Here is a 23830-nt window from a genome sequence, read left to right on the forward strand (position 1 = left end):
GTCGAGCCGGACCGGGCTGTGGATCGGCTACAGCCACGACCACTACCACGAGGAGCGGGCCCGCCACGGCGTCGCGGCCGGTCGGGGGCTCGGCCTGGAGGCGATGATCCCGAACCGGCTGTCGTACCTGATGGACTGGCACGGGCCGAGCGTCCTGGTGAACACGCTGTGCTCCTCGACCCTGGTCGCGTTGCACACCGCGGTCCAGCACCTGCGCTCCGGGGACGTCGACACCGCCGTCGTCGCTGGTGTGCACGCCGCGATCAGCCCCGAGTACTTCGAGTCGATGCGCGAGCTGGCGGCGCTCTCGCCGGGCGCGCGGTGTCGGGCGTTCGACGCCGCCGCGGACGGCTTCGCCCCCGGTGAGGGCGCGGTGGCGGTGGTGCTGCGCAGGCACACCGACGCCGTCGAGGCAGGCGACTCGGTGTTGGGCCTGGTCAAGGGCATCGCGGTCAACCACGGCGGCCGCACCACGCGCTACTCCGCGCCCAGCCCCCGCGCCCAGCGCGAAGTGATCACCGCCGCGCTCGCCGACGCCGGGGTGGCCGCGGAGAGCATCGGGCTGCTGGAGGCGCACGGCACCGGGACCGCGCTCGGCGACCCCATCGAGGTCGAGGGGGCGACGGCGGCGTGGCGCGCGCAGACCGAGCGTGCGCAGTTCTGCGCGCTGGGATCGGTCAAGTCCAACATCGGGCACCTGGAGCCAGCGGCCGGGCTGGCCGGGGTGCTGAAGGTGCTGCTGGCCATGCGGCACGGCCAGGTCCCGCCGACCCTGCACGTGACCAGGCCCAACGACCACATCCGGTTCGAGGGCACCCCGTTCTACGTCGCCGACCGCGCCCACGACTGGTCGCGCGGGCAGCAGCCCAGGCGGGGCGCGGTGTCGGCGTTCGGGATGGGCGGGGTCAACGCCCACGTCATCCTGGAGGAGGCCCCGGGTACACCCGCAGCACCACAGCTGCCGCGCACCAGCCACGTCGTGCGGGTCAGCGGGGCGTCCGAGCGGTCGGTCCGCGACCTGGCGGCCCGCTACGCGGCGGACCTCGGACCAGGCACGCCGCTGGTCGACTTCGCGCACACCGCCAACACCGGCCGGGCCGAGCACCGGTTCCGGGTGGCCGTGCGCGGCGCCGACGCCGGTGAGCTGGCCACCGCGTTGACCTCCGTGGCCACCGGCGCCACCCCGATCGCCCGGCTCACCACCGCCAGTCCACCGGTCGCGTTCCTGTTCACCGGGCAGGGCTCGCAGTACGCGGGCATGGGTCGCGAGCTCTACGACGCCGAGCCGGTGTTCCGCGACGCCATCGACGAGTGCGCCGACCTGCTGTCCATCCCGTTGCTCGACCTGCTGGCCAGCGAGCGGCTGACCGACACCGCGAACACGCAGGTCGGGATCGTGTCGACGCAGGTCGCGCTGCTGCGGCTGCTGGCGGCGTGGGGCATCCGGCCCGATCTGGTGGCCGGGCACAGCGTCGGTGAACTGACCGCCGTGCACGCCGCGGGCGCGATAGGGCTGCCGGACCTGATGCGGCTCACCGCGCGGCGCGGGGAACTCATGCAGGCGCAGCCCACCACCGGCGGCATGGCGGTCGTGCACGCCGACCCGAACGAGGTGCACAGCGCGCTGTTCGGCCACCCCGAGGTCGAGGTCGCCGCGTACAACTCGCCGACCAACACCACCGTGGCGGGGCCGCACGCCGCGCTGGAGGCCTTCCGTGCCGCCTGCGCGCACCGGACGACCCCGTTGACGGTCAGCCACGCGTTCCACTCGGTGGCGATGGCGGGCGCGGTGGCCGCGTTCGTCGAGGCGGTCTCCGGCACGCGGATCACCGAACCGACCATCCCCGTGGTGTCCACGCTCAGCGGCGACTGGCACACCGCGACCACCCTGGCCGACCCCGGCGCGTGGGCTCGGGCGATCACCTCACCGGTGCGGTGGAGCGACGCGGTCGCCCGGCTGCACACGGCGGGCGCGGGCACGTACTGGGAGGTCGGACCCGCTCCGGTGCTGGTCGCGCTGGCCAAAGCGAACCTGCCGGGTGTGGACAACCGCTACGAGCACGTGCTGCGCCGCGGCCAGGACCCGGTCGCGCGGCTGCACGCCGCCGTCGTCGACCGCTACGGCAGCGGCGACCCCGTCGACTGGACGGCCACTACCCCCGGGCGGGTGACCCCGGTGCCGACCTACGCGTTCGACCGGGCCGCGCACTGGGTCACGGTGCCCGATTCGTCCCGGAAGCCCGCCGAATACGATCCGCCCCAGTTGATCGACGGCGCGCCCGCGACGGGCACGGGGATGGGGAGGAACGGCCATGGCTAGCCAGGAGTACGGGCTGAAGCGGCACTTCAACGAGGACGCCGCGGTGCTGATCGGGACGAAGGTGCTCGCGGTGCACCCCGGGTTCGACGTGGACGGCTACGCCGAGGAGGTCGCGGCCCGCATTCCGGGCAAGGAGCTCAAGGACCGGGTGCTGGTGCTCACCGAGGGCCTGCGCGACCGGCTGCCCGCCGACTACCCGGCCGCGGTCGAGGTCCTGCTGGCGATCCTGGGCGCCGAACTGGCCGAGGGCGAGGGCATGTTCAACGAGTCCTGGTTCCTCATGCCCGTGGCGCGGTTCGTCGAGGAGTACGGCCACGACCACCCCGAGGTGTCGCTGCGCGCGCTCGAGGAGATCACCCGCAGGCACACCGCCGAGTACGCGGTCCGCCCGTACATCGAGAAGCACTACGAGCTGACCATGGCCACCCTCGCGAAGTGGACGGCGTCGCCGAGCCACAACGTGCGCCGGGCGGCCAGCGAAGGCTGCCGATCCCGCCTGCCGTGGGCGAAGACGCTCACCCGGTTCGTCAAGGACCCTCGCCCCGTGCTGGAGATCCTGGAACCGCTGCGCTCCGACACCTCGGAGTACGTGCGCAAGTCGGTGGCCAACAACCTCAACGACATCACCAAGGACGACAGGGAGCTAGCGCTGGCCACCGCCACCCGCTGGCTCGCCGAGAGCACCACCCCGGAAACGGCGTGGATCGTCAAGCACGGCCTGCGCACCCTGGTGAAGAAGGGCGACCAGGACGCGCTGCGGCTGCTCGGGGCCACCGGCGGCGAGCACATCGAGGTCCCGTCCGTGCGGATCGCGCCGACCGCGATCTGGCTCGGCGAATCGGTGACCATCCGCGTGGACCTGGTCAACGGCGACAGCACCCCGCACTCGGTCACGGTCGACTACGTCGTGCACCACGTCCGCCAGGGCGGCAAGGCCATCCCCAAGGTGTTCAAGTTCGCCACGGTCGACCTGGGCGCGGGCGAACGCCGGACCCTGGAGAAGGTGCACAAGGTCCGGGAGATCCAAACCCGCCGCTACTACCCCGGCGACCACCTGGTCGACATCCAGGTCAACGGAACCGTCCTCGCCAGCGACAGATTCGAGCTGAGGCTGTGAACACCACTCTCGCACCAGCGGACCCGGTCGTGGCGCACCACCTCGTGGGTGGGTCGCCGGTGCTCCCGGCCGCCGCGCAGGTAGACCTGCTGCTCACCACACTGGACGCCCGGCGGCCGGACCGCACCTGGCAATTGGACCAGGTGTCGTTCCTGGCGCCGGTGCGGGTGGTGGACCCGGTCGAGCTGCGCGTTGTCGAGGACGACCGCGTAACGGCGTTGGCATCCGGCGCGGTGCGGCACTGCCAGGCGGTTGTGGCCGACCGACCGCTACCACCACCGACCTATGTGGACACCGCGGAGATGCGTGCCGGATGCTCGGAGGCGGTGCCGCTGGCGGAGTTGGCGGCATGGCGGGCGAGCAGCGGGATCGAGTACGGCTCGACGTACCAGGCGATCCGGTCGCTGCACCGGGGTACGGACCGGGTGCTGGCGCTGGTCAGCTCCGGTGACGCCCCTGGTGGTTTCATCCCCGCCGCGGTGCTCGACAGCGCGTTCCAGTGCCTGGGGCTGCTCGACGGCGGAGCATCGGGGGCGTGTCTGCCGTGGGTAGTCGGTCGGATCTCGGCGCGGCGGCACGTGCGCGGGACAGTGCTGGTCCTGGTGGAGCGCACCGGTTCCCGGGCTGGGCTGGTGCGTGGGCGCGCGACGGTGTGCAACCTGCAGGGCGAGGTGCTCGTCACGCTGGAGCGGATCACACTGAAGGGCGCGCCAGGAAGCCCCGGGCGGATCGCGACGACCCGGTGGTCGACGGTGGTTCCGATGCCGTCCGAGGGCGAGCCGGTAGTGGTGACGCCGGAGGAGTCGGTGCAGGCCTTGTTCGCGCGGGTGCGGGAACTGGCCGTCCAGCGACCGATGCCGGACCTGGTGTTCGTGACCCAACGCGGGCAGGACGTGTTCGGCGAGGACATCGACCCGGTGCACGCGGCGGCGTGGGGGCTGGTGCGCACGTTGCGATTGGAGCACCCGCGGACGCGGATCCGGTTGGTGGACGGACCGATCGACGGCGCTGTGTGGTTCGACGAGCCAGAACTGGCCTACCGCGACGGGCAGTGGTTCGCGCCCTCCCACGAGCCGGTCGCCGTTGCCTCGGCTCGCCGGTCGTACACCGGTGGACGGTTCCTGATCACCGGTGGCATGGGCGGACTGGGGCTGCTGGTGGCCGAGGCGTTGGCCGCCGCCGGTGCCGCACACCTGACGCTGGTCGGACGGCGGGTGCCGGAGGAGCCTCGGCTGGACCGGTTGGCCACGCGGTGCGATGTGCGGACACTGGCGGTCGACGTGCGCTCACTGCCGGACCTCGGTCCGTTCGACGGGATCTTCCACGCGGCCGGGGTCCTGCGGGACGGCTTGGCGCGTACCTTGACGTCGGAGCGGATCGCGGAAGTGTTGGCTCCCAAGGTCGATGGTGTTCACGCCTTAGGCCGGGCCAGCGACTTCGTCGCACTCTTCTCCTCCATCTCGGCGGTTCACGGCAATCTGGGCCAGAGCTCCTACGCCGCAGCCAATGCCTACCTCGACGGGTACGCAGCTTCTCGACGTGCGCGCGGAGAACCCTGGTACAGCCTCAACTGGGGGCTGTGGGCCGCGGGCATGGGCTCGCATGTCGCCGAAGGAGCCGCTCGGCGCGGCATTCCCGCACTGACCGCGGAAGACGGAATCGCCTTGCTGCACAACGCCTTGGCCCTGCCGCCGGGCAACTACAGCCTCACCGCACGAGAACCAGCCACCACAGAACCGAGGGAAGAGACGATGACGACCACACCCATCGCGCCGTCGAGCACCAGCGGCCTGTGGCCCGCGCTGTCGGCGATCATGTGCCGCACACTGCACGTGGACAGCATCACCCCCGAGGACGACCTGCTGGAACTCGGTCTGGACTCGATGATGGCGGTAGAGGTAGCCGCAGCCCTGGCCGGTGAGGGCGTCGAACTCGACCCCGCCACCCTGTTCGACCACACCAACGTCGGCGCCCTGCTGGCCCACCTGACCGAGCTCGCCCCGGCGCACGCCGCACTTCCGCCGGTGCTCACGCCCCCGGCTACGCTGCCGCTCCCAGCCGCCGCAGCAGCGCCTGCCTACGCCGCCAACGGGGTGACATCGCCGCCGGTGCAGGCACCCCCCACCCCTCCTTTCCCAGTCCTACCAGCCGCCGCAGCCAGGCCGGTGCTCACGACCACTCAGGCCGCCACCTCCCCTGCGCAGGCGCCCTCGGTCACGCCTGCCACCGCAGCCGCACCGATCTACGTCACCACCGAGATGACAGCGCCGCCGGTCTTCACCTCCCCGCCGCAGGCACCCCCGACCACGCCACCGCTCCCCGCCACACCAGCCGCGCCTGCCTACATCACCAACGACGTGACACCGTCCGTGCTCACGTCCGTCCCCGGGGCCACCTCCCCTGCGCAGGCGCTCCTGGTCACGCCTGCTGCCGCGGCCGCGCCGGTCCACATCACCGCCGAGGTGACGCCGCCTGCCGCGTTCGTGCCGGATTGGGACCGGTTCCGCGACACGTCCGCACCGGTCCCGACTGTTCCGGCGCCCCGCACCCACGCCGCCGAGCCGCGCCCGGCGGCCCGGACCACCGCCACCCCGCGGCGAACACTGCCGACCCGCTTGTCCGACGTGCCGGGGGGTTCTTTCCTCGACCGGCGCATCGACGCGCTCTCGGTGGACGACCGCGCCATCGTGGCCCGCGGTGACTACTTCTACGAGCCGGTGATCGAGGCGGCCGAGGGGTCCCAGATCAAGGTGGAAGGCCGCTGGCTGCTGAACTTCGCCTCCTACAGCTACCTCGGGCTGATCCGCCACGCCTACGTCGACCAGGCCGCCGAGCGCGCGGTCCGCGACCACGGCACCGGCGCGCACGGCGTCCGGCTGCTCGCGGGCACCCTGCACCTGCACCGCGAACTGGAGCTGACCATCGCGCGGTTCCTCGGCACCGAGGACGCGGTGATCTACACCAGCGGCTACATGTCCAATGTGGCCACTGTCGCGGCACTCGTCGGCCCCGGCGACCACGTGATCGGCGACGTGCACAACCACGCCAGCATCCTCGACGGCTACCGGCTCTCCGGCGCGAACGTCACTTCCTACGCGCACAACGACTTGGCGGACCTGGAGCGGGCATTGCGCAAGGCGGGCACCGCGGGCAAGCTCGTCATCACCGACGCGGTGTTCAGCATGGACGGCGACGTCGCCGACATCCCTGGTATCAGCGACCTGTGCCACCGCTACGACGCCGCCCTGATGGTCGACGAGGCGCACTCGATCGGCGTACTCGGCAACACCGGCCGCGGCGTCGTCGAACACTTCGGACTGGACCCGGCCGCCGTACCGATCCGGATGGGCACCCTGTCGAAGACCATCCCCAGCACCGGCGGCTACGTCGCGGGCTCCGCCGACCTGGTGTTCGCCCTGAAGAACAACGCCCGCGGCTGGATGTTCTCAGCAGCGGGCACCCCACCCCAGGTCGCCGCCGCAAAGGCAGCGTTCGAGGTCATCGAAACCGCGCCCGAGTTGGTATCGGCACTGCGGACCCGCACCGACCGCTACCGCTCAGCGTTGCGCGAGTTGGGTTTCGACACCATGGGCAGCACCACCCCAGTCGTCCCGATCCGCTGCCGAGACACCACCCAAGCCCACGAAATGGCCCGCCTCTCCCAACGCAACGGCGTGTTCACCCAACCCATCACCTACCCCACCGTCCCCAAAACCCTCCCCCGCCTCCGCACCATAGTCACCCTCAACCACACCGACGCCGAACTGGACCAGGCCATCGCCGTCCTAGCCGCCGCAGGCCGCACCGTGGGCCTCATCTAAGCCACCGGCACCAGAACACACACACCGAGCCACACACCCAACCAGGACCACCGAGCCAGCCCCGCCAACCCGACCACTGGACACTCGGAACAGCCGGTGCCACCCCAACAACCCGACCCCGACGCCAGAAGCAACCACTGGACACTCGGAAGCCGCCCACCCAACTGCTCGATGGGGCGGACTTGTTTTGCGTGGGGTGGCGGCAGTCGTAGCCTTGCCTCGCTGCAGGGCCACGCTTTTCGGCCCCAGCTTTGCGGTCCTGCCACGGCTGGTGCAGGGGCCCCGCGCAAAACAAGTTCGCCCCATCGAGCACACCCACACCCCGCGATCCAGCGCAATGCCGAAGGCGAGCCGACCGGCCCCATCAAGCACTCTGCTCCACCACGGGTCCACGTCCCACCCCCCGCGCACCCCGCACCACCCCAGATCCAGCGCAATACCGCAGGCGAGCCGACCCACCGCGCACACCGCACCACAACGACCCGGCCCCGATGCCGCAGGCGAAGCGGCCACCCCAACCACAAGGAGAAGGACATGAGCGCTATCGACACCCGAGCGTTCTTCAGCGCAGTCCTCAAAGCGATCGCCTGCACCCGCAACCACAACCCCGACCAATCCACCTACACCGACGGCGTCCTAACCCCCGCCGCAGCCATCCGCGCCTTCGAAAAAGACCTCGGCGACCGCGCACTCACCCGCCCCGAAGCCGAGCACGTCCTAGCGCAACTGGAGTCCGTGTTCCGCACCAAGCTGACCCCCGCCGAGGAGCGCGAGCACTACCTCGGTCGGATCGCCGAGCTGTCCGGGTTGAGCGTGGTGCGCACCGGTGCCTGAACCAGCCTGGTACAGCCACGAGCTGTGCCACTGGCACGACCCCGGCGCCGGGTCGGGGTACGTGCCGGTGGGTCCCGGCGTCGAACCGCTGCGCCAGTTCGCGGTGGACCCCGACCTGCGCCGCGCGGAGGGCTTGGTGCGCGCCAGCGGGGTGATCGACCTGTTCACCCAGGTCACCCCCACCCCGGCGACCGATGAGGACTTGCTGCTGGTGCACAGCCGCGCGCACATCGACCGGGTAGAAGCCACGTCGGCGCTCGGCGCGGGCGACGCCGGGGTGTACGCGCACGTGAACCACCACAGCGCGCGGGCGGCACGGCTGGCGGCAGGCGCATGTGTGCAGGCGGCGGAGGCAGTTCTGGCGGACCGGTTCGCCCGCGCGTATTGCCTGGTCCGCCCGCCGGGGCACCACGCGGAACCGGACCGCGCGATGGCGTTGTGCTTGTACAACAACGTGGCGATCGCCGCGCGGGCGGCTCAACGGGCCGGGGCCGAGCGGATCCTGGTGCTGGACTGGGATGTCCACCACGGCAACGGGATCCAGCGCGCGTTCTACGACGCTCCGGACGTGCTGTACGTGTCGATCCACCAGGACGGGCTGTTCCCGCCTGCGTCCGGCTCGGTGCGGGAAACCGGCACCGGCGCGGGCCTGGGCACCACCCTCAACATCCCCCTGCCGTCCGGCTCCGGCCACGAGGCCTACCTGGCGGCGGTCCACCAGGTCGTCGATCCCGCCGCCCGCGCGTACAAACCGGACTTGATCCTGGTGGCGGCCGGTGTGGACGCGGGCGGTCACGACCCCATGGGTCGGATGATGTGCACCAGCCGAACCCTGCACGCGATGACCACCCACCTGTGCGCCCTGGCCGAAGACCTCACCGGCGGCCGCATAGTCTTCGCCCACGAGGGCGGCTACTCGGCCTGGTACCAACCCACCCTCGTCCTCGCGACTGCCGCCGCCATCGCAGGCCTGCCCGCGCCGGAGGACCCGTTCCTGCACTCCCTGGAACACCTACCCGGCCAGCGCGCACTCCCCCACCAGACCCGGGTGCTGGACCACCTCCGCACCCACCACCCCCTCCTGGCGACGCCATGACGTGGTTGGTGGAGTTGCGGGGCAGCGAGGTCCGGGAGCCTCGAGCGCGGGTCATCGCGTTGGCACACGCGGGTGGGTGGCCGACGGCGTTTCGGGGGTGGCGGGAGGTGTTGCCGCCGGACGTTGCCTTGGTGGCGGCGCAGTTGCCGGGGCGGGCTACTCGGGCGGGGGAGGCTGGGGTTGACCGGGTAGAGCCGTTGGCGGGGGCGTTGACGGAGGCTGTTCTGGACCTGGAGCCGCTGCCGTTCGTTGTTGTGGGGCACAGTTTTGGGAGCGTGCTCGGCTACGAGATGACCAAATCGCTCGAGGTGGCTGGGCGGCCGCCCGAGTTGCTCGTGGTCTCCGGTCGACAGGCTCCTTGCCTGCCGAGCGAACCGCCTTTCCTGCACCAGGGCAGCGACGCGGATCTGTTGGCGCACCTGGATCTCATCGGCGGCATCCCCGAGGGACTGTTGCGGCGCGAGGACTTCGTACAGGCCACGCTCAACGCGATCCGCGCCGACCTCGCCGCGCTGGAGACCTATCGCAGGCCGGTGTCGGGTACGGACGTTGACGTGCTCGCGGTCGGCGCCGCCGACGATCCCATCGTGAACTCGGCCCGGCTGCACCTGTGGTCACTGGAAACGTCCGGGGCGTTCGCTTGCCGTCTGTTCACCGGCGGGCACTTCTTCCTTTACCAGCCGGACGCCGCCGCGGCCGTCGCGCGCGAGGTGGTGCGGGCCCTGGGACCGACATCCCCTAAGTTTGTCCGAAATGTCGGACCGATGCGGCACACTCCGGTCGCACCACCCCGAGACCGCCACCCGGTCTCGGCCACCTCCGCAGGAAGGGATTTACCGTGAACTCCTCCGCACCCGCGCGAGCGGGGACCCGGCAGTGGCTGGGCCTTGCGGTGCTCGCGCTGCCGACGCTGCTGGTCGCCATGGACGTCAGCGTGCTCCACCTCGCGGTCCCGGAGATCAGCTCCGGTCTGGGTGCCAGTGCGCAAGAGATGCTGTGGATCGTCGACATCTACGGCTTCATGATCGCCGGGTTCCTGGTCACCATGGGCACCCTGGGCGACCGCGTTGGCAGGCGCAAGGTCCTGCTGATCGGTGGCGCCGCGTTCGCCGTCGCCTCCGTGCTCGCCGCCTACGCGTCCGACCCGGTGCTACTGATCGCCGCGCGCGCCCTGCTCGGTGTCGCGGGCGCGACGTTGATGCCCTCGACGCTGTCGCTGATCGTGAACATGTTCACCGACGACCGCGAGCGCGGGATGGCGATCGCGGTGTGGGTGACGATGTTCTCGGTCGGCACCGCGCTCGGCCCGGTGATCGGCGGCCTGATCCTGCAGTGGTTCTGGTGGGGCGCGGTGTTCCTCATCGCCGTGCCGATCATGGTGGTGCTGCTCGTGGTCGGCCCGGTCCTGCTGCCGGAGTACCGAGACCCCGACGGCGGCAAGCTGGACCCGGTGAGCGTCGCGCTGTCGCTGGTGGCCATCCTGCCGATCATCTTCGGCCTCAAGGAACTGGCCACCGACGGCTCCCCCGCCCTCGCGGCGGCCGCCATCGTCGTGGGCGCCGCCTTCGGCTACCTGTTCGTCCGCAGGCAGCGCACCTCGGCCAGCCCGCTGCTGGACCTGCGCCTGTTCACTCGCCGCGCCTTCGCCGTGGCGGCCTCCGCGCTCCTGCTGACCATGTTCGTCGCGGGCGGCACATACCTGTTCATCACCCAGTTCCTGCAGCTGGTCGCCGGTCGCTCCCCGCTCACCGCGGGCCTCTGGCTCCTCCCGGCGGCCTTCGCCCTGATCGTCACCTCGATGTCCTCCCCCGGCCTGGCGGGCCGCTTCGGCCCCGCCCCCGTCGTGGCCGCCGGTCTGGCCGTGTCCGGCATCGGCCACCTGCTGTTGCTGCTGGTCACCCCCGGCGAGGACATCACCCTGCTGGTCACCGCCTTCGCCATCCTCTACGCGGGCGGCGGCCCGGTCGTCGCCCTGGGCACCGACCTGATCGTCGGCTCCGCACCCCCGCAGATGGCGGGCTCGGCGTCCGCGGTCTCTGAGACCAGCACCGAACTCGGCATGGCCCTCGGCGTCGCCATCCTGGGCAGCCTCGGCACAGCCCTCTACCGCGCCGAAGTGACCGTCCCCCCGGGCACCCCCACCGACACCGCCGTGGCAATCCAAGACAACCTCGCCAACGGCGTCTCCGCGACCAGCTCACTCCCCGCGGAAACAGCCAACACCCTGCTCGCCTCCGCGCGCGAGGCGTTCACGTCGGGGTTGTCGGGGATCGCGCTCACGAGCGCTGTGCTGTCCTTCGCGTTGGCGGGGTTGGTGCTGTGGGGAATCCGCGCTGGGGCGGAGGAAGAGGCCACCGCCGAACCGGTGCCCGAATCCGCCTGAGGCACTGTGGCCGCGCCCCTGGCCAGGGGCGCGGCCACAGTGACCAGGTGCTAGCCCTACTTTCCCAGCATCTGGCAGACCATGGTGCCGAGACTTGCCGAACAGGAATCCGGGAATCCAGACCATGGCCAACATGCGGCCGCGCGGCGCAATTCCTGGACCGAACCCGTGGGCGGCAGGGCGCCCGCACAGCGCCAGCTGGGGCGGTCGCGAAGGGCGATGGCTGGGCCGCACCGGGCTTGCCTAGACAGCCACTGTGGCCGCGCCCCTGGATTCGGGCGCGGCCACAGTGATCCGATCTAGCCTCGCTGGCCGTTGCCCGGCAGGCTGGCTATCCCTGCTTGCCCAGCATCTGGCACACCATGGTGTTGACCGTCTTGTCGAACAGGGATCCGGTTTCCTGGTCCAGATCCGTGGCCACCATCAGCGTCGCGCTACGACGACCAGCGCGGTCCTGATACGCGATCGTGTGGTAGCCGGGGAAATCGCCCGCGTGGCCCCAGACTCGGCCGCAGGGGGTGTCGGTGTAGTAGATGCCGAGGCCGTAGCCGCCGTGGCGTTCGGGGACTTCGACGGTGGTGAGCATGTCGTTGAGGCGGGCTTGGGTGAGCAGGCCACCCGAGAGCAGGACGCTGTAGAAGCGGGCGACCTCCTGTGGGGTGGACACGACCGCGCCCGCCGCCCCGGCCATGGTCGGCGACCACGACGTGGTGTCGGTGTAGGTGCCGTCCGGGTTGGGGAGGTAGCCGTGGATGTGGCCCGGGCGGACCCGCGCGTCGGTCGCCAGGTAGGTCTCACGCAGCCCGAGCGGACCGGTGATCCGGTCGGCGATCAGCCGCGGTAGCGCCCGGCCGGTCGCCTTCTCCGCGATCATCCCAGCCAGGATGTAGTTCGTGTTGCTGTACGACCACCGCGCACCCGGCGGGAACACCGGCGGGTTGGCGGCCGCCACCGCCACCAGTTCCCGCGCCGACCAGCTCCGCGTCGGGTTGGACAGCGCTGTCTCCCGCCACTGCTCGTCGTCGGTGTAGTTGAAGACACCGCTGGTGTGGTTGAGCAGCTGCCGCACGGAGATCTTGTCCCCGCCGGGCACCGCCCCCGGCAGCCAGCGCTCCAGCGAGTCCGTGAGCCGCACCTTCCGCTCGTCCACCAACTGCAGCACCACCGTCGCCACGAACGACTTGGTGACGCTGGCGATCCGGAACCCGCCCGAGGTCCCGATCGGCCGCGGCGGCTCGACCGTGGTCACCCCCCTGCCGAGGGTCCGCACCCGCTTCCCGTCGTCCACCCGCACGACCACGCCGGTCGCACCGGAAGCCACCAACGCCTCCAGCGACTCCCGCAACGCCCCGTCCGTGCGGGTCTCCGCCGTGGCCGTCCCCGAGGGCACCGCGACCAACACCGCCGCGATCCCCGCTGCTATCCACCTGCGCACTCTGATCCCTCCCGGTTCGACTTGCTGTGCCACAAGCACACCGGAAGATCGGTACGGCCCGCTTCGGGGAATCCGCCGGAGATCTCCCGTAGTCCCCTGGCGTACCCCCGGGTCAGGTCGGCGGTGCGACGCTGCCGCCCGAGGCGCTGTAGAGGGTGGTGAAGGCCTTGATGGCCTTGCTGACGTTGCCGTGGCGGATGACGTCGCCGCCGGTGACGGTGCCGCAGTTCATGTCGAACACCACCGACCACTGGCCGCCGGTGGGGTAGTCGAAGATCATCTGGTACTGGCGGAACAGTGCCGCGGTGCAGGCGAGTTCGACGCCGGGGTTGTCGTGGCGGTACTCGTCGGGGTCCTGGAAGCCGTTGAGGGTGTCGATCAGCGGGGTGAGGTCGCCGCCCGCGGTGGCGGTCGAGGTGGTCCACTCCACCTTGGCGGTCACGGAGTCGGGGGTGTAGGTGCACAGCGTGACCCGGGTAGCGCCTTCGGGGACCACCTGTCCCCTCCCGCCCGGGTCGGTCAGGCCGAAGGTGTTGTCGGGCGGCACGCACGTCTTGGGGCGGCCAGGTGCGGGCATGGGCGCCGCAGGTTCGCTGGTCTTGGTCGACGGGATCGTGGCGATCACGACGAGCACCAGCACGACAGCGGTCGCCGCCGCCGCGGCGATCCGACCGCCCCGCACGCGCGCGGCCCGGCGGCGCACCCGGTCAACGGGGTCGGGTGGATCCGGCAGGTCGGGGACGGCCCTGTTCAGCAGGGCGCGGACGTCGTCTTCGGTCATCGGTCGCCTCCTCGGGCCAGGTCGCGGAGGGAGTCGTCGGCGCGCAGCGCGGCCAGTGCGCGGCTGGTGTGGGTCTTGACCGCACCGGTCGAACACCCCAGCACGAAAGCCGTCTCCGTGACGGTGAAGTCCTCGAAGTAGCGCAGCACGAGCACCGCGCGCTGCCGCTTGCTCAGCCGCGCCAGCCCCGCGTCCACCACCAACCGCCGCGACACCTCCTCGGCGTGGTCGGTCGGCCCGGTGACCTCCGGCAGGTCCTCGCTGGGCTGCTCGAACCGCCAGCGCCGCCGCCACCAGGTGATGTAGGTCGTGTACAGCGCCCGCCGCGCGTACGCGTCGAGGTCCCCGACCGCCGGGCGGCGCACCCACAGCCGGGCGAGCACGGTCTGGACCAGGTCTTCGGCCTTGCCCCGGTCCCCGGTCAGCAACCAGGCCGACCGCACCAGCGAACCCCACCTGGCCGCGACGAACGGCGCCAGGTCGTCTTCCAGGTCTGCGCGCATGACACCTCCACCCCCAAGACGACCTGACCCCCACGCCACGTTGACAGGTGCGGCGAAATCGGTTCTCAGTGTCCACTGAGGAGCAACTGAGATCGTGACCGTTCACCGGACAAGGGGGTGGCCGCTGTGGGATGGTCACGGGGGACTTCATGGGGGGCATGATGGCGCGCAATCGGTGGGCGGTCGGGGCCGCTTCGTTGTACGTGGTGTGGGGGTTGCTGCACGCGGGGCTCGGCATCTCGATGGTGGTCGGGGACCTCGCGGACGGGGCACCCTCGGGGGAGGTGGCGGCGGAGAGCTTGATGTTCTTCATCTGCGCGGCCGTGTTCGGGGCGCAGGCGATCTTCGTGGCGCTGGTGCTGAACCGGGTCAACAGCCGGGTGGGGGTGTGGCTCAACGGGGCCGTGCTCGGCGTGGTGGACGTGGCGTTCCTGGTGGTCCTGGCGATTCCCGGCCACGTGGACCCGATCGGCGGGGCCTCGGGACCGGTGGTGTGGCTACTGGCCACGGCGTGCGCCGTGATCGGCCTCCGCCGGGAACCGGTCACCGGCTAGGATCCAGCTCTGCGGGCTGGACTTCAGGCGCTGGGAGCCATCGGCCCGGCTCTCGAATCGAGGCCAGGTCAGCGACGGTGGTACGTCGGGCACGCGATGTGGTTGCCTGCCAGGGCATGCGCCGCGATCAGCCGACTGTCTGCGGCGTGATGGCCTCGGTCGCCGCGGCGTCTCGCGCCTGCGGAGACACCGGCAGGCGACGTGTATGCCAGCCAGGGCATACGCCGCGCGGGCAGGCCACGACCTAGCCCTCCAGCGCGGTGAGTTGCGCCTCTAGCCGCCGGGCGTCCTCAGCTCGGCCCTGTTCCCGGTACAGCTTCAGGGCTTCGTGCCACACCTCGCGCGCTTCCTCATGCCTGCCAAGGGCGACGTAAGGGTGGCCGAGTTTGTCCAGGATCGGGCCGATGTCGTAGGTGTCGCCCAGGGCTCGATACAGGGCGAGGGCCTGCAGGTAGTGGTCGACGGCCGCGGTGTGGCCGCCGGATTGGTGGGCCAGATAGGCGAGACCGCAGTGGATGTCTGCCTCGCCGCTGGGGTTGGGGGTGGCGCGGTGCAGGGTGAGGGCGGCTCGGTAGTGGGATCGGGCTTGGTCGTGGTCGCCGAGTCGAGCGGTGCAGTCGCCGACCATGGTTCGGGTGATCGCCTCCCACGAGGTGGTGCCGAGCGCCTGGAACAACCGCAGGGCTTGCGTCGCGTGCTCCAGCGCCTGCCGGTCATCACCCCGTCGTTCCCAGGCGGTGGCGATGGCTTGGTGGGTGTAGGCGAGGCCGAGGTCGTCGGTGTGCTGGAGCGCGTGGTTCAGGTGGGCGAGGGCCTCGTCGTACCGTCCGAGGCGGGTGCACGCCCTGCCCAGCTGCCGGTGGGCGTGGGTGAGGATCGCGGGGTCGCCGAGGCGCTCGGCCGCGGCGAGGCCGGACCGCCAGAGGGCGAGGTGGTCGCGGAGGTGACCGCGCCGGTAGTGGAAGGTGTTCAGGCTCCAGGCCAGGTGCCACACCTCCTTGTGCCAGCCGCGCTCGGCCGCGACCCGGTACGCCGCCAGCAGGCAGGCGTGCTCTGCCTCGAACCACTCGAGCGCGGCGGCCCGGTCGGTGAGCGGGATCGGCTCGCAGCCGGGCGGGTCCAGGTCGATCGGCCGGCGGTGCGGGGAGAGGCAGAGGTCGCCGCCGTGGGCGGTGTGCAGGTAGAAGTCGAACACGCGGCGCAGCGCCGATTCCCGGGCGTCCTCGGTCAGCGGGATGGTGGTCGCGTGGCCGCGGATCAGGTCGTGTATGCCGTAGCGCGAGTTCGGCTGCCGGGTCAGCAGGGACGCCTCTTCCAAGGCGCGCAAGCAGGCCCGGATCCTGGGGAGCGGCATGGCGGTGAGAGCGGCCGCGGCGTGCGGGCTGATGTCGGGTCCTGGGGCGATGGCCAGCAGTGCGAACACCGTGCGCAGCTCGTCGGTCAACCCGAGCACGGACAGGGACAGCACCGCGGGCAGGCTGGCCGTCGGATCGTCGTCGTCGAGCGCGTCCACGCCGAACTCCCGCAACTCCGCCGCGAACTCCGTCAACGGCACCTGTGGCTGACTATGCGCCCGCGCCGCGACCAAGCCCAGCGCCAACGCCGAACCGCCGCACAGCGCGATCACTTCGGCCGCCGCGTCCGCGACCCGGTGGCTGCCCAACCGCGTGCTCAGCAGCGCGTGCGCTTCATCGTCGTTGAGCGGCCCCAGCCGCAGGGCGTGCGCGCCGAACCGGCTGATCACCCCGGCCAGCCCTGCGCGAGTGGTCACCACAACGGCGCACGAGCCGCCCCCGGGCAACAGCTGAGCCACCTGCGCCGCGCTGGCCGCGTTGTCCAGGACGATCAGCATCCGCCTGCCCGCGACCAGGCTCCGGTACAGCCCGGCCTGAGCCGCGAGCCCGTCCGGGATCCGCCCCGCCTCGACCCCGAGCGCGTCGAGGAAACCGCGCACCGCGACCGCGGCGGCCATCGGCCGCTCCACCGGGCTGAACCCGTGCAGGTCGACGAACAGCTGCCCGTCCGGGTAGCGCCGCAGCTGCCGGTGCGCCCACGCCAGCGCCAACCAGGTCTTGCCGATCCCCCCGGCCCCGACGATCACGACCACCCGCCCGCCCGCCGCCCGGTCGAGTTCCGCGAGTTCGCCCACCCGGCCCGCGAACATCCCCGAAGCGGCGGGCAGCTGCCGCGGCACCACCGCGACCGGCTCGTGCAGGTGCACTCCCCCGTGCACCACGCCGGCCTGGACCACCGGCCCCACCGCCCCGGCGATCACCTCGTTGCGCACCCCTGGCGTCTCCACCCCGGACACCTCCACGAGCGCGGTGGACAACCGTGACCGCCAGCCTCCTCCCAGTCGGTCCGGCCAACGGCCCACTCCCGCGCGCATTCACCCGTTCGATCCCCCTCGGCGCCCGGCTGCTCGGCCTGGGAAGCTGGTCGGGCCACGAACCCGAATGGAGATCACCATGACCGACACCCGGCGCGGCTCGATCCAGCGGCTGGACAACATCGCCGTCGTCGTCGACGACTTCGAGGCGGCCAAGGCGTTCTTCGGGGAGCTCGGGTTGGAGTTGGAGGGCGAGGCGACCGTGGCCGGGGACTCGGTCGACCGGCTGATCGGGCTCACCGGGGTCCGGTCGGACATCGCGATGATGCGGACGCCGGATGGCCACGCGCGGCTGGAGCTCACCAAGTACCACTCGCCGTCGCCACTGGCCGGGGACCCGCAGGCGCCGCCGAACGTGCTCGGGGCACACCGGGTCATGTTCGCCGTCAAGGACATCGACGACATCGTGGAGCGCCTGCGGCCGCACGGGGCCGAACTCCTCGGCGAGGTCGTCCAGCACGAGAACAGCTACCGCCTCTGCTACCTGCGCGGCCCGGCGGGCATCCTCGTCGCGCTGGCCGAACAGCTCGGCTGACCCCGGCGGTAGGGTGCGGCATGACCGATCTTGGTGGCGTCGACTGGCCGCCCGCCCCGATCAGGACCGAACGGTTGGTGCTGCGCGAAACCGAAGCCCGTGATCGGGCCGCGTTCATCGACCTGTTCGCCTCACCACAGGTGTACGCCTACCTCGGTGGACCCACCGCACGCGAGGATCTGGAACGGACGACCGCGGCGATTCCCGGGCGCAGGCCCGGTTTCTTCGCGATCGAACTCGACGGCGCGCTGATCGGCATAGTGACGCTGGACCGCCGCGACGCGGACCGACCGGGGCACCTCCAGGACGGTGTCGAGGAAGCGGAAATCGGCTACCTGCTCCAGCCCCGGGCTTGGGGTCTCGGCTACGCCACCGAAGCCTGCACGGCGGCCCTGGCCTGGTTCGCCGAGGCGGTGCCAGGGGAGCCGGTGGTGCTGTGCACGCAGACCGCCAACGAGCGCTCGGTGCGGCTGGCGACCAAGCTGGGGTTCACGGAGGTGGCCCGCTTCGAGGAATTCGGCGCCGAACAGTGGTTCGGCGTCCACTACGGGCCGAGCGACCAGGGCGGGCAGTAGGCAGCGCTCCCACCGCCAATGATCAGCCGGACACTGGTGGGCACCGGCGGCGCCCCGTGCCCGACAGGCAACCAGCGATCGCCGTTCGGCCACCGAGCCAAGGTGCATCGCGCCGAGGCTGTTCGGCGAGCGCACTCGAGCCCACCGCGGTCGCCGCGATTTCGGCCACCGAGCCGAAGTTCCCGCGCCGAGCCAGCCGAGAAGCTCGGCCCGAGCGAAGGTCGGCGTCCACTACGGACACAGCTGACCCATGCTCCACAACGGACAGAGCGGGGTGGGACCAGGATCCCACCCCGCTCTGGCTCACCTGAGCACTAGGCCGTGCAGGAGGGCTCGCCCGCCTGGGCGGGCAGGGAGATCGCGTTCCACGCGGCCTTGGTCTTGTTGTACAGGTTGCAGGTCGCGTCGAGGTTCTTCGCGGCGGTGAGGGTGGTGACCCGGTACTTCTTGTAGGTCATGCCGCTGGTCTTGAGCAGCATGCCGCCGTAGAAGATGCGGCCCGCGTCCTTGGCGCCGACGCCGGTGACGGTGGTGTTGTTGCAGGTGGGGCTGGTCGGCTTGCCGCCGCCGGGGTTGGAGCCCTCGGCGAGCAGGTAGAACCAGTGGTTGAGCGGGCCGGCCGCCTTGTGCACCTCGGTGCTGGGGATCGAGGAGCTGTAGCAGTTCGGGTCGTTGTTGACCAGAGACGGGTTGTACATGTTGCGGATCGGGCCGCGGCCCTGCAGGTCCACCGTCTCGCCGACCAGGTAGTCGGCCTTGTCCTTGCCGTTGTTGGCGTAGGCCTCGGTCAGCGCGCCGAAGATGTCACCGGTGCCCTCGCCGAGCCCGGCCTCGCGGGAGGTGCCGCCGGGGGTGTTCTGGTCGAGGCCGTGGCCGTACTCGTGGCCGACGACGTCCATCGAGGCGATCCACTTGCCAGCCGAGTTCTTGCCGATGGTGACCGTCGAGCCGTCCCAGTAGGCGTTGAGCTGGTTCAGGCCGACCTTGGCTGGCCAGCTGCGACCGGAGCCGGTGTGGCCGTTGCGACCCAACCAGTCCTTGAGCATGTTCCACTCCTGCTGCGCGGCGTAGAGCACGTCGCCGCAGCCGGTCTCCTTGCTGGTGCCGTTGCCGGTGCCCCAGGAGTCGGTCGACTTCGAGAAGACGGTGTTGGTGCTGTAGTCCGAGCACTGCAGGCCAGGACGGGTGGTGTCGACGAGCCGGTAGGTGCTCCCGGACTTCGAGGTGGTGATGGTGACCTGGCCGTTCCACTCGCTGTTGAGCGAGCCAGCCGCGGCGTCCTCGACCTGGTCGAGGACCGCGCCGGTGGTGGCGTCCACCCACACGGTCAGGTGGCTGGGGCTGCCGTCCTTCTTGGTGCCGACCAGCAGCTGCTCCCAGGCCAGCGCGGACTTGTCGTCGGTGACCTTGACGACCAGCCTGCTCGGCTGGGCCTTGCTGGTGGTGGCCTGCGCGGCGCGCGCGGTCCGCTCGGCGGCGGCCTTGGTGACCTTGGCGGTGGTGGACGGGACCGCCACCGACGCCTTGGTGCCCGCGACCGTGGCCCGGACCTGGCCCTGGCCGTCGACCAGCACGGTCGCGTCGCCGCCGACGACCGGGACGCCGCGCCAGCTGCGCTGGTAGCTGACCGAGTACAGGTCGTTGACGTACGGGGTGACCATGTCCCTGGCGTAGGCCTCGTCCGGCCCCTTGGCCAGCGCGTCCAGGCCCGCGGCCGCGGCGCGGTCGGCGGCCGAGACCGCCACCGCCTGCCGGTCCGGGGCCTGGTCCTGGCCTGCGAATGCCGATGGGGCCGCCAGGGCGACCACACCACTGGCGAGAACGGCCGCGGCGACCGCGGCCGTCATCGTCGTGCGCTTCATGAGCTCTCCTCGTGGGCAGGGTCGCGCCCCAGGTACCGCTCGCCGTTGCCTCACGGCAGCGGCACTGGCGACGCGGAGGTGCTCGTTCGTCACCGAACGCAACGAGCATTCAGAGCCCGTGACAGCGCAGTCAACGACGCCGTGGGTGGGAATGCCTGTTTGTCAACATCCGGCAAATCCGTTCCGCACGGCGATTTCAGTGAATCACCAGGTAAGAGCCGCTGTGTGGATGACCCCGTTTCCCAACGGTGTAAATCTGTTATCGCGAGGTCTGATGTCGGGCCGACCGGTGATATGTACCCGAATGGCCCGGAACACATAGCGGAACCACCGGGGAAATGGCAACTGTTAACAGTGCATTAGCACTGAAGAATCCTCATGAACCGGCGAGGGTGACGTCCACGGTGCTCGCCAGGAGTTCGGTGGCGGTGAGGTCGGCGTCGAGGCCGAGGATCGCGAGCAGCGCCGCGTCGGGGGCCAGGCCGCGGACCAGCTCGACATCGATGTCGAGGGTGGCGTCGGCGGCGGTGCCGGTGCTCAAGGAGGTGCCGAGGGCGTCGTTGACCGCGGCGGCGAAGTCGTCGTCGAGGGTGATGCCGTTCTCGGCGAGTTTGAAGGTGACGGTGGTCGACCGCGCGGGCTTGACCGCCCTGATGCCCGCCGGGGTGACCTGACCGACGCGGACGCCGACCTGGCCGCCGACCTTGGCGGTGATCACCCCGGTCGCGATGGTGACCGACATGCCGGAGATGAGCACGGTGTCGGTCGCGGTGGTGAGCCGAACACCGCCGAGCAGCAGGACCCGGCCACCGGTCAGCTCGCTGCCGTAGGTCAGCGAACTGCCCTTGGCGACCTTCAGGTTGACATCCCCGTCGACGTGCCCGGACCCGCCGATGGTGCTCTCCGCGACCCCTTGCGCGGCGAGGTCCAACGCGGTGTAGAAGTCCACGGTCAGGCCCGCGCCGGTGATCGGCGCACTCGCCGCGACCGCGGCTGGCGCGGCAGGCGCCGGGACCACCAGGAACAAGACCGCCAGCAACGCCGCTTTCCGGATCCACTGAGCACGCATGGTCTGTTGCTACCAGCCCACCCAGCCCCCCACGACCGCTCTCACACGATCGCGTACAGACTGGTTCCGTGCAGCACACTGACGGCGTGCAGCACACGAACCCGGCGGGCCTGCCCCGCCCCAATGGCTACTCGCACGTCGTCGAGGTCACCGGCCGCCTGCTCTACATCTCCGGCCAGGTCCCCCTCACCGCCGACGGCACCCTCGCGGGCACCGACATCGAGTCCCAGACCCGACAGGTGTTCCGCAACATCGACACCGCCCTCGCCTCGGCGGGCGCGTCCATGCGCCAGGTCGCCAAACTCACCTATTTCATCACCGACACCGCGGACGTCCCCGCCATCCGCAAGGTCCGCGACGAGTTCATCGACACCGCCGCCCCGCCCGCCAGTTCCCTCGTCCAGGTAGTCGCCCTGGTCGACCCCCACTTCCTCGTCGAAATCGAAGCCATCGCCGAACTGCCCTGACAAGCGGCCGGAATCCGCGAGCGAAACGGGCCATTCCAGGTCAGCGGAAATCGGCTCGCACGTAGGACTCGTACTCGATCACCGCGGGGACGGCGACGTTGAGCGCGCCGGCCGATGTGGTCAGGGTTTCCTCGTTGCCGAGGAACAGCCCCGAGTCCGGTGCCACCAGGAGGGTGTAGCGGGCGGGCAGACCTCCGTAGGCGGAGTCCAGCGAAAAGGCCTCGGCCGGGCGGCCGACCCGGTCGGTGGTGTGGCCCTGGTAGGTGATGCCGGGGAGTTGAGCGAGCAGGTCGAGGGCGGCGGCGCGTTCGGCCGGGGTCAGGACCCGTTCTCTGAGCAGGTCGTTGAGCGCGACCACGGTCTTGATCGGGCCGATGTCGTCGGGCGGGTTCGGCCGGTGGAGGAAGTGGGCCATGGCCGCGGCTGTCGTCGGGGGGCGGTTGAGGGGGAAGGCGAAGGCCCTGCCTCCTGACGACCAGGTTTCGGTGCCTGCCGAGTCCTGCTCGAGGCGACCAGAACCGTCGGGGAACAGCCAGGTGCGCGACGCCTGCGGCACTACCTCGGACACCGTCGTCCCGCCGGAGACCTGGCTGTTGAGGTACCAGGCGCGCAGTTCCACGTACTCGGTGCTGCCCTGGGGCCGTGGGACGCCGGAAGCTCGCGCCAGTTCGGCCAACGCCAGCAGGCGCTGGCCCGCGGGGGTCGGCAGCGCTGGTGCGGTGATCACCAACGGGTCGGGTGTGGCTGCCGTGCCCCTTGGGGCTGTTGGGCCCGCCGCCTGCCACAGCAACAGGCCGATGACGACGGCCACCGCGGTGGCGCCTGCCAGCGCCATGCGGTTGACCACGGGCAGTCGCACGCGCTCGAACGCGGGGCGGTCGGGGAGCGGTGGCGGCGGCACGACGGGCTCGTCGCGCACGGGGTCGAGTGGACCGAGGAGGTCCCGGATTCTCGTCAACGCGCTACCTCCTTCTCCTTCTCGGATTCGGCGAGGTCGGCCAACGCCCGGAACAGGCGTCGACCGGCCCGGGACACGCGCATGGCGGCGGTCGTGCGCCCGCATCCGAGGACCACAGCGATCTCGGCCGAGGTCAACTGCTCCCAGGCGACCAGCCGCAGGACCTCCTGGTCCCGCTCGGACAGCGCGTCGAACGCCGCGGCCAGGACCAGCCGGTCCACCACCGCGCTCGACCCGTCAACCAACGGCTCCCCCGCGAGCCCGCCCACCCGTGAAACGAGCCGGTCGGCGCGGCGGGCCCGGCGGAACTCGTTGGCCAGCACCAGCCGCGCGACCCCGTACAGCCACGGCAGCACCCGGTCGTCGGCAGGCAGCTCGGCGAACCGCCGCCACGCCACCACGAACACCTCTGCCGTCGCGTCGTCCACCTCGGCCGCCGCCAACCGGCGACCCAGGAACCGGCGAACGGCATCGTGGTGGCGCCGATAGACCCGGTCGAACGCGTCGTGCGGTTTCTCGGCCATGTCACCCCCTGTCCACAGACCTCATGTCCGGCACCCCGAGGACTGTCACACCACGAACCCACCCGCTCTCACACGAACGGGAATCCACCTGACACCCCCGGGGCCGCCGTGCGAGGATCCCGGCCAACCAGAGAGGAGCACCAGTGCGGCACGTCAAGTTCATCGACGCCAACGGGGACAGGTTCATCGACCCCGTTGGCTACCTGGACGCGTTGCCGACCTTCGTGGACGATCTTCCGCCGGGTGCCCGCGCTTTCGCCGCTGACCCGGAGCACTACAACTTCCACGGCAAGCGGTGCGTCAAGGACCTCAACCCCGACTCGGTCCAGCGCGGTGAGACCGGTGGTGAACCGTGGCTGACCTTGGGTTTCCGCCACAACTGCTGGAAGCACGACGAAGACCTCACGATCCACTACCCCGGTGTCGCTACCCCTGACCTGCCCGACTGGACGAACTTCAACTCGCTCGTCCTCGACGAGGTCCTCCCCCACGCCCACGGCTGCAGCCACGAGTTCCGGTTCCTCAAAGGCTCCCTCACCGTCATCAGCCGCGACCTCATCGCCACCTGGACCAGGGCCGACTGCCCGGACATGCCTGCCTGACCCCG

General features: G+C 70.9%; 20 protein-coding genes (1 of these 20 running past the window's edge). 12 read left to right on the forward strand and 8 right to left on the reverse strand.

Annotated elements, in window-relative coordinates; translation table 11 throughout:
- The 7 genes from JOD54_RS25090 to JOD54_RS25120 form a co-directional block, all read left to right on the forward strand.
- Positions 1–2320 carry the 3' end of a type I polyketide synthase gene (locus tag JOD54_RS25090; protein ID WP_204453724.1) on the forward strand. The gene continues 3545 nt to the left of window position 1, outside the view, so the window shows 2320 of its 5865 coding nt (coding positions 3546–5865); its start codon lies beyond the left edge, outside the window; its stop codon occupies positions 2318–2320.
- Positions 2313–3437 carry a DNA alkylation repair protein gene (locus tag JOD54_RS25095; protein WP_204453727.1) on the forward strand — a complete coding sequence of 375 codons (1125 nt, stop codon included), beginning with the start codon at positions 2313–2315 and terminating at the stop codon, positions 3435–3437. Before JOD54_RS25090 ends, JOD54_RS25095 begins: the two co-directional genes overlap by 8 nt.
- Complete coding sequence (locus JOD54_RS35770; RefSeq protein WP_204453729.1) at positions 3434–7258, forward strand: bifunctional SDR family oxidoreductase/pyridoxal phosphate-dependent aminotransferase family protein; 3825 nt, start codon at positions 3434–3436, stop codon at positions 7256–7258. Before JOD54_RS25095 ends, JOD54_RS35770 begins: the two co-directional genes overlap by 4 nt.
- A gap of 534 nt (positions 7259–7792) precedes the next feature.
- Positions 7793–8092 (forward strand): hypothetical protein, encoded by a 300-nt coding sequence (locus JOD54_RS25105; protein WP_204453731.1) that lies wholly within the window; start codon positions 7793–7795, stop codon positions 8090–8092.
- A complete protein-coding gene (locus JOD54_RS25110) occupies positions 8085–9188 on the forward strand; it encodes an arginase family protein (protein WP_204453734.1) in 1104 nt (367 codons plus the stop codon). The genes JOD54_RS25105 and JOD54_RS25110 overlap by 8 nt, the downstream gene beginning before the upstream one ends.
- Positions 9185–10030: a thioesterase II family protein gene (locus JOD54_RS25115; protein ID WP_204453736.1), complete on the forward strand. Its 846-nt coding sequence runs from the start codon at positions 9185–9187 to the stop codon at positions 10028–10030. The genes JOD54_RS25110 and JOD54_RS25115 overlap by 4 nt, the downstream gene beginning before the upstream one ends.
- A complete protein-coding gene (locus JOD54_RS25120) occupies positions 10027–11571 on the forward strand; it encodes an MFS transporter (RefSeq protein WP_307860265.1) in 1545 nt (514 codons plus the stop codon). The genes JOD54_RS25115 and JOD54_RS25120 overlap by 4 nt, the downstream gene beginning before the upstream one ends.
- 331 nt (positions 11572–11902) lie before the next feature.
- On the opposite strand, the gene JOD54_RS25125 is transcribed toward JOD54_RS25120, so the two are convergent.
- The 3 genes from JOD54_RS25125 to JOD54_RS25135 all read right to left on the reverse strand — a co-directional run bounded on the left by JOD54_RS25125 (position 11903) and on the right by JOD54_RS25135 (position 14290).
- The gene (locus JOD54_RS25125; RefSeq protein WP_204453738.1) at positions 11903–13006 is read right to left on the reverse strand and encodes a serine hydrolase domain-containing protein; all 1104 of its coding nucleotides are present in this window, start codon (positions 13004–13006) and stop codon (positions 11903–11905) included.
- 112 nt (positions 13007–13118) lie between these two features.
- Positions 13119–13787: a hypothetical protein gene (locus JOD54_RS25130; RefSeq protein WP_204453740.1), complete on the reverse strand. Its 669-nt coding sequence runs from the start codon at positions 13785–13787 to the stop codon at positions 13119–13121.
- Positions 13784–14290 carry a SigE family RNA polymerase sigma factor gene (locus JOD54_RS25135; RefSeq protein ID WP_204453742.1) on the reverse strand — a complete coding sequence of 169 codons (507 nt, stop codon included), beginning with the start codon at positions 14288–14290 and terminating at the stop codon, positions 13784–13786. Before JOD54_RS25135 ends, JOD54_RS25130 begins: the two co-directional genes overlap by 4 nt.
- Positions 14291–14421: 131 nt before the next feature.
- On the opposite strand from JOD54_RS25135, the gene JOD54_RS25140 reads away from it, so the two are divergent.
- Entirely contained in the window at positions 14422–14844 is a 423-nt protein-coding gene (locus tag JOD54_RS25140; RefSeq protein WP_204453744.1) for a hypothetical protein, read from the forward strand.
- Positions 14845–15088: 244 nt separating this feature from the next.
- Here JOD54_RS25140 and JOD54_RS25145 read toward each other — a convergent pair whose 3' ends face one another.
- Positions 15089–17176, reverse strand: a complete 2088-nt coding sequence (locus JOD54_RS25145) for an ATP-binding protein (RefSeq protein ID WP_204453747.1) — start codon at positions 17174–17176, stop codon at positions 15089–15091.
- Between the two features lie 136 nt (positions 17177–17312).
- Between JOD54_RS25145 and JOD54_RS25150 the strand changes: the two genes are divergently transcribed.
- Together JOD54_RS25150 and JOD54_RS25155 are read left to right on the forward strand one after the other, a co-directional pair.
- Entirely contained in the window at positions 17313–17768 is a 456-nt protein-coding gene (locus JOD54_RS25150; protein ID WP_239573500.1) for a VOC family protein, read from the forward strand.
- Positions 17769–17788: 20 nt separating this feature from the next.
- The gene (locus tag JOD54_RS25155; RefSeq protein WP_204453751.1) at positions 17789–18343 is read left to right on the forward strand and encodes a GNAT family N-acetyltransferase; all 555 of its coding nucleotides are present in this window, start codon (positions 17789–17791) and stop codon (positions 18341–18343) included.
- A gap of 314 nt (positions 18344–18657) precedes the next feature.
- Here JOD54_RS25155 and JOD54_RS25160 read toward each other — a convergent pair whose 3' ends face one another.
- Positions 18658–20205, reverse strand: coding sequence for a M4 family metallopeptidase (locus JOD54_RS25160; protein ID WP_204453753.1), 1548 nt, complete (start codon positions 20203–20205; stop codon positions 18658–18660).
- 376 nt (positions 20206–20581) lie between these two features.
- Complete coding sequence (locus JOD54_RS25165; protein ID WP_204453755.1) at positions 20582–21274, reverse strand: hypothetical protein; 693 nt, start codon at positions 21272–21274, stop codon at positions 20582–20584.
- 68 nt (positions 21275–21342) lie between these two features.
- Between JOD54_RS25165 and JOD54_RS25170 the strand changes: the two genes are divergently transcribed.
- Entirely contained in the window at positions 21343–21741 is a 399-nt protein-coding gene (locus tag JOD54_RS25170) for a RidA family protein (protein ID WP_307860266.1), read from the forward strand.
- A 40-nt stretch (positions 21742–21781) separates the two neighbouring features.
- Here JOD54_RS25170 and JOD54_RS25175 read toward each other — a convergent pair whose 3' ends face one another.
- Both JOD54_RS25175 and JOD54_RS25180 read right to left on the reverse strand, forming a co-directional pair.
- Complete coding sequence (locus JOD54_RS25175; protein ID WP_204453758.1) at positions 21782–22699, reverse strand: CU044_5270 family protein; 918 nt, start codon at positions 22697–22699, stop codon at positions 21782–21784.
- A complete protein-coding gene (locus JOD54_RS25180) occupies positions 22696–23223 on the reverse strand; it encodes an RNA polymerase sigma factor (protein WP_204453760.1) in 528 nt (175 codons plus the stop codon). The genes JOD54_RS25175 and JOD54_RS25180 overlap by 4 nt, the downstream gene beginning before the upstream one ends.
- Positions 23224–23366: 143 nt before the next feature.
- On the opposite strand from JOD54_RS25180, the gene JOD54_RS25185 reads away from it, so the two are divergent.
- The gene (locus JOD54_RS25185) at positions 23367–23825 is read left to right on the forward strand and encodes a hypothetical protein (protein ID WP_204453762.1); all 459 of its coding nucleotides are present in this window, start codon (positions 23367–23369) and stop codon (positions 23823–23825) included.
- Positions 23826–23830 lie beyond the last annotated feature (5 nt).

The sequence above is a fragment of the Actinokineospora baliensis genome (assembly GCF_016907695.1).
Lineage (GTDB): Bacteria > Actinomycetota > Actinomycetes > Mycobacteriales > Pseudonocardiaceae > Actinokineospora > Actinokineospora baliensis.

Coding starts and splice junctions, on each gene's coding strand:
- JOD54_RS25095 (WP_204453727.1), top strand. CDS start 2,313: ATGGCTAGCCAGGAGTACGGGCTGAAGCGGCACTTCAACGAGGACGCC.
- JOD54_RS25105 (WP_204453731.1), top strand. CDS start 7,793: ATGAGCGCTATCGACACCCGAGCGTTCTTCAGCGCAGTCCTCAAAGCG.
- JOD54_RS25115 (WP_204453736.1), top strand. CDS start 9,185: ATGACGTGGTTGGTGGAGTTGCGGGGCAGCGAGGTCCGGGAGCCTCGA.
- JOD54_RS25130 (WP_204453740.1), bottom strand. CDS start 13,787: ATGACCGAAGACGACGTCCGCGCCCTGCTGAACAGGGCCGTCCCCGAC.
- JOD54_RS25135 (WP_204453742.1), bottom strand. CDS start 14,290: ATGCGCGCAGACCTGGAAGACGACCTGGCGCCGTTCGTCGCGGCCAGG.
- JOD54_RS25140 (WP_204453744.1), top strand. CDS start 14,422: ATGGTCACGGGGGACTTCATGGGGGGCATGATGGCGCGCAATCGGTGG.
- JOD54_RS25150 (WP_239573500.1), top strand. CDS start 17,313: ATGACCGACACCCGGCGCGGCTCGATCCAGCGGCTGGACAACATCGCC.
- JOD54_RS25155 (WP_204453751.1), top strand. CDS start 17,789: ATGACCGATCTTGGTGGCGTCGACTGGCCGCCCGCCCCGATCAGGACC.
- JOD54_RS25160 (WP_204453753.1), bottom strand. CDS start 20,205: ATGAAGCGCACGACGATGACGGCCGCGGTCGCCGCGGCCGTTCTCGCC.
- JOD54_RS25165 (WP_204453755.1), bottom strand. CDS start 21,274: ATGCGTGCTCAGTGGATCCGGAAAGCGGCGTTGCTGGCGGTCTTGTTC.
- JOD54_RS25180 (WP_204453760.1), bottom strand. CDS start 23,223: ATGGCCGAGAAACCGCACGACGCGTTCGACCGGGTCTATCGGCGCCAC.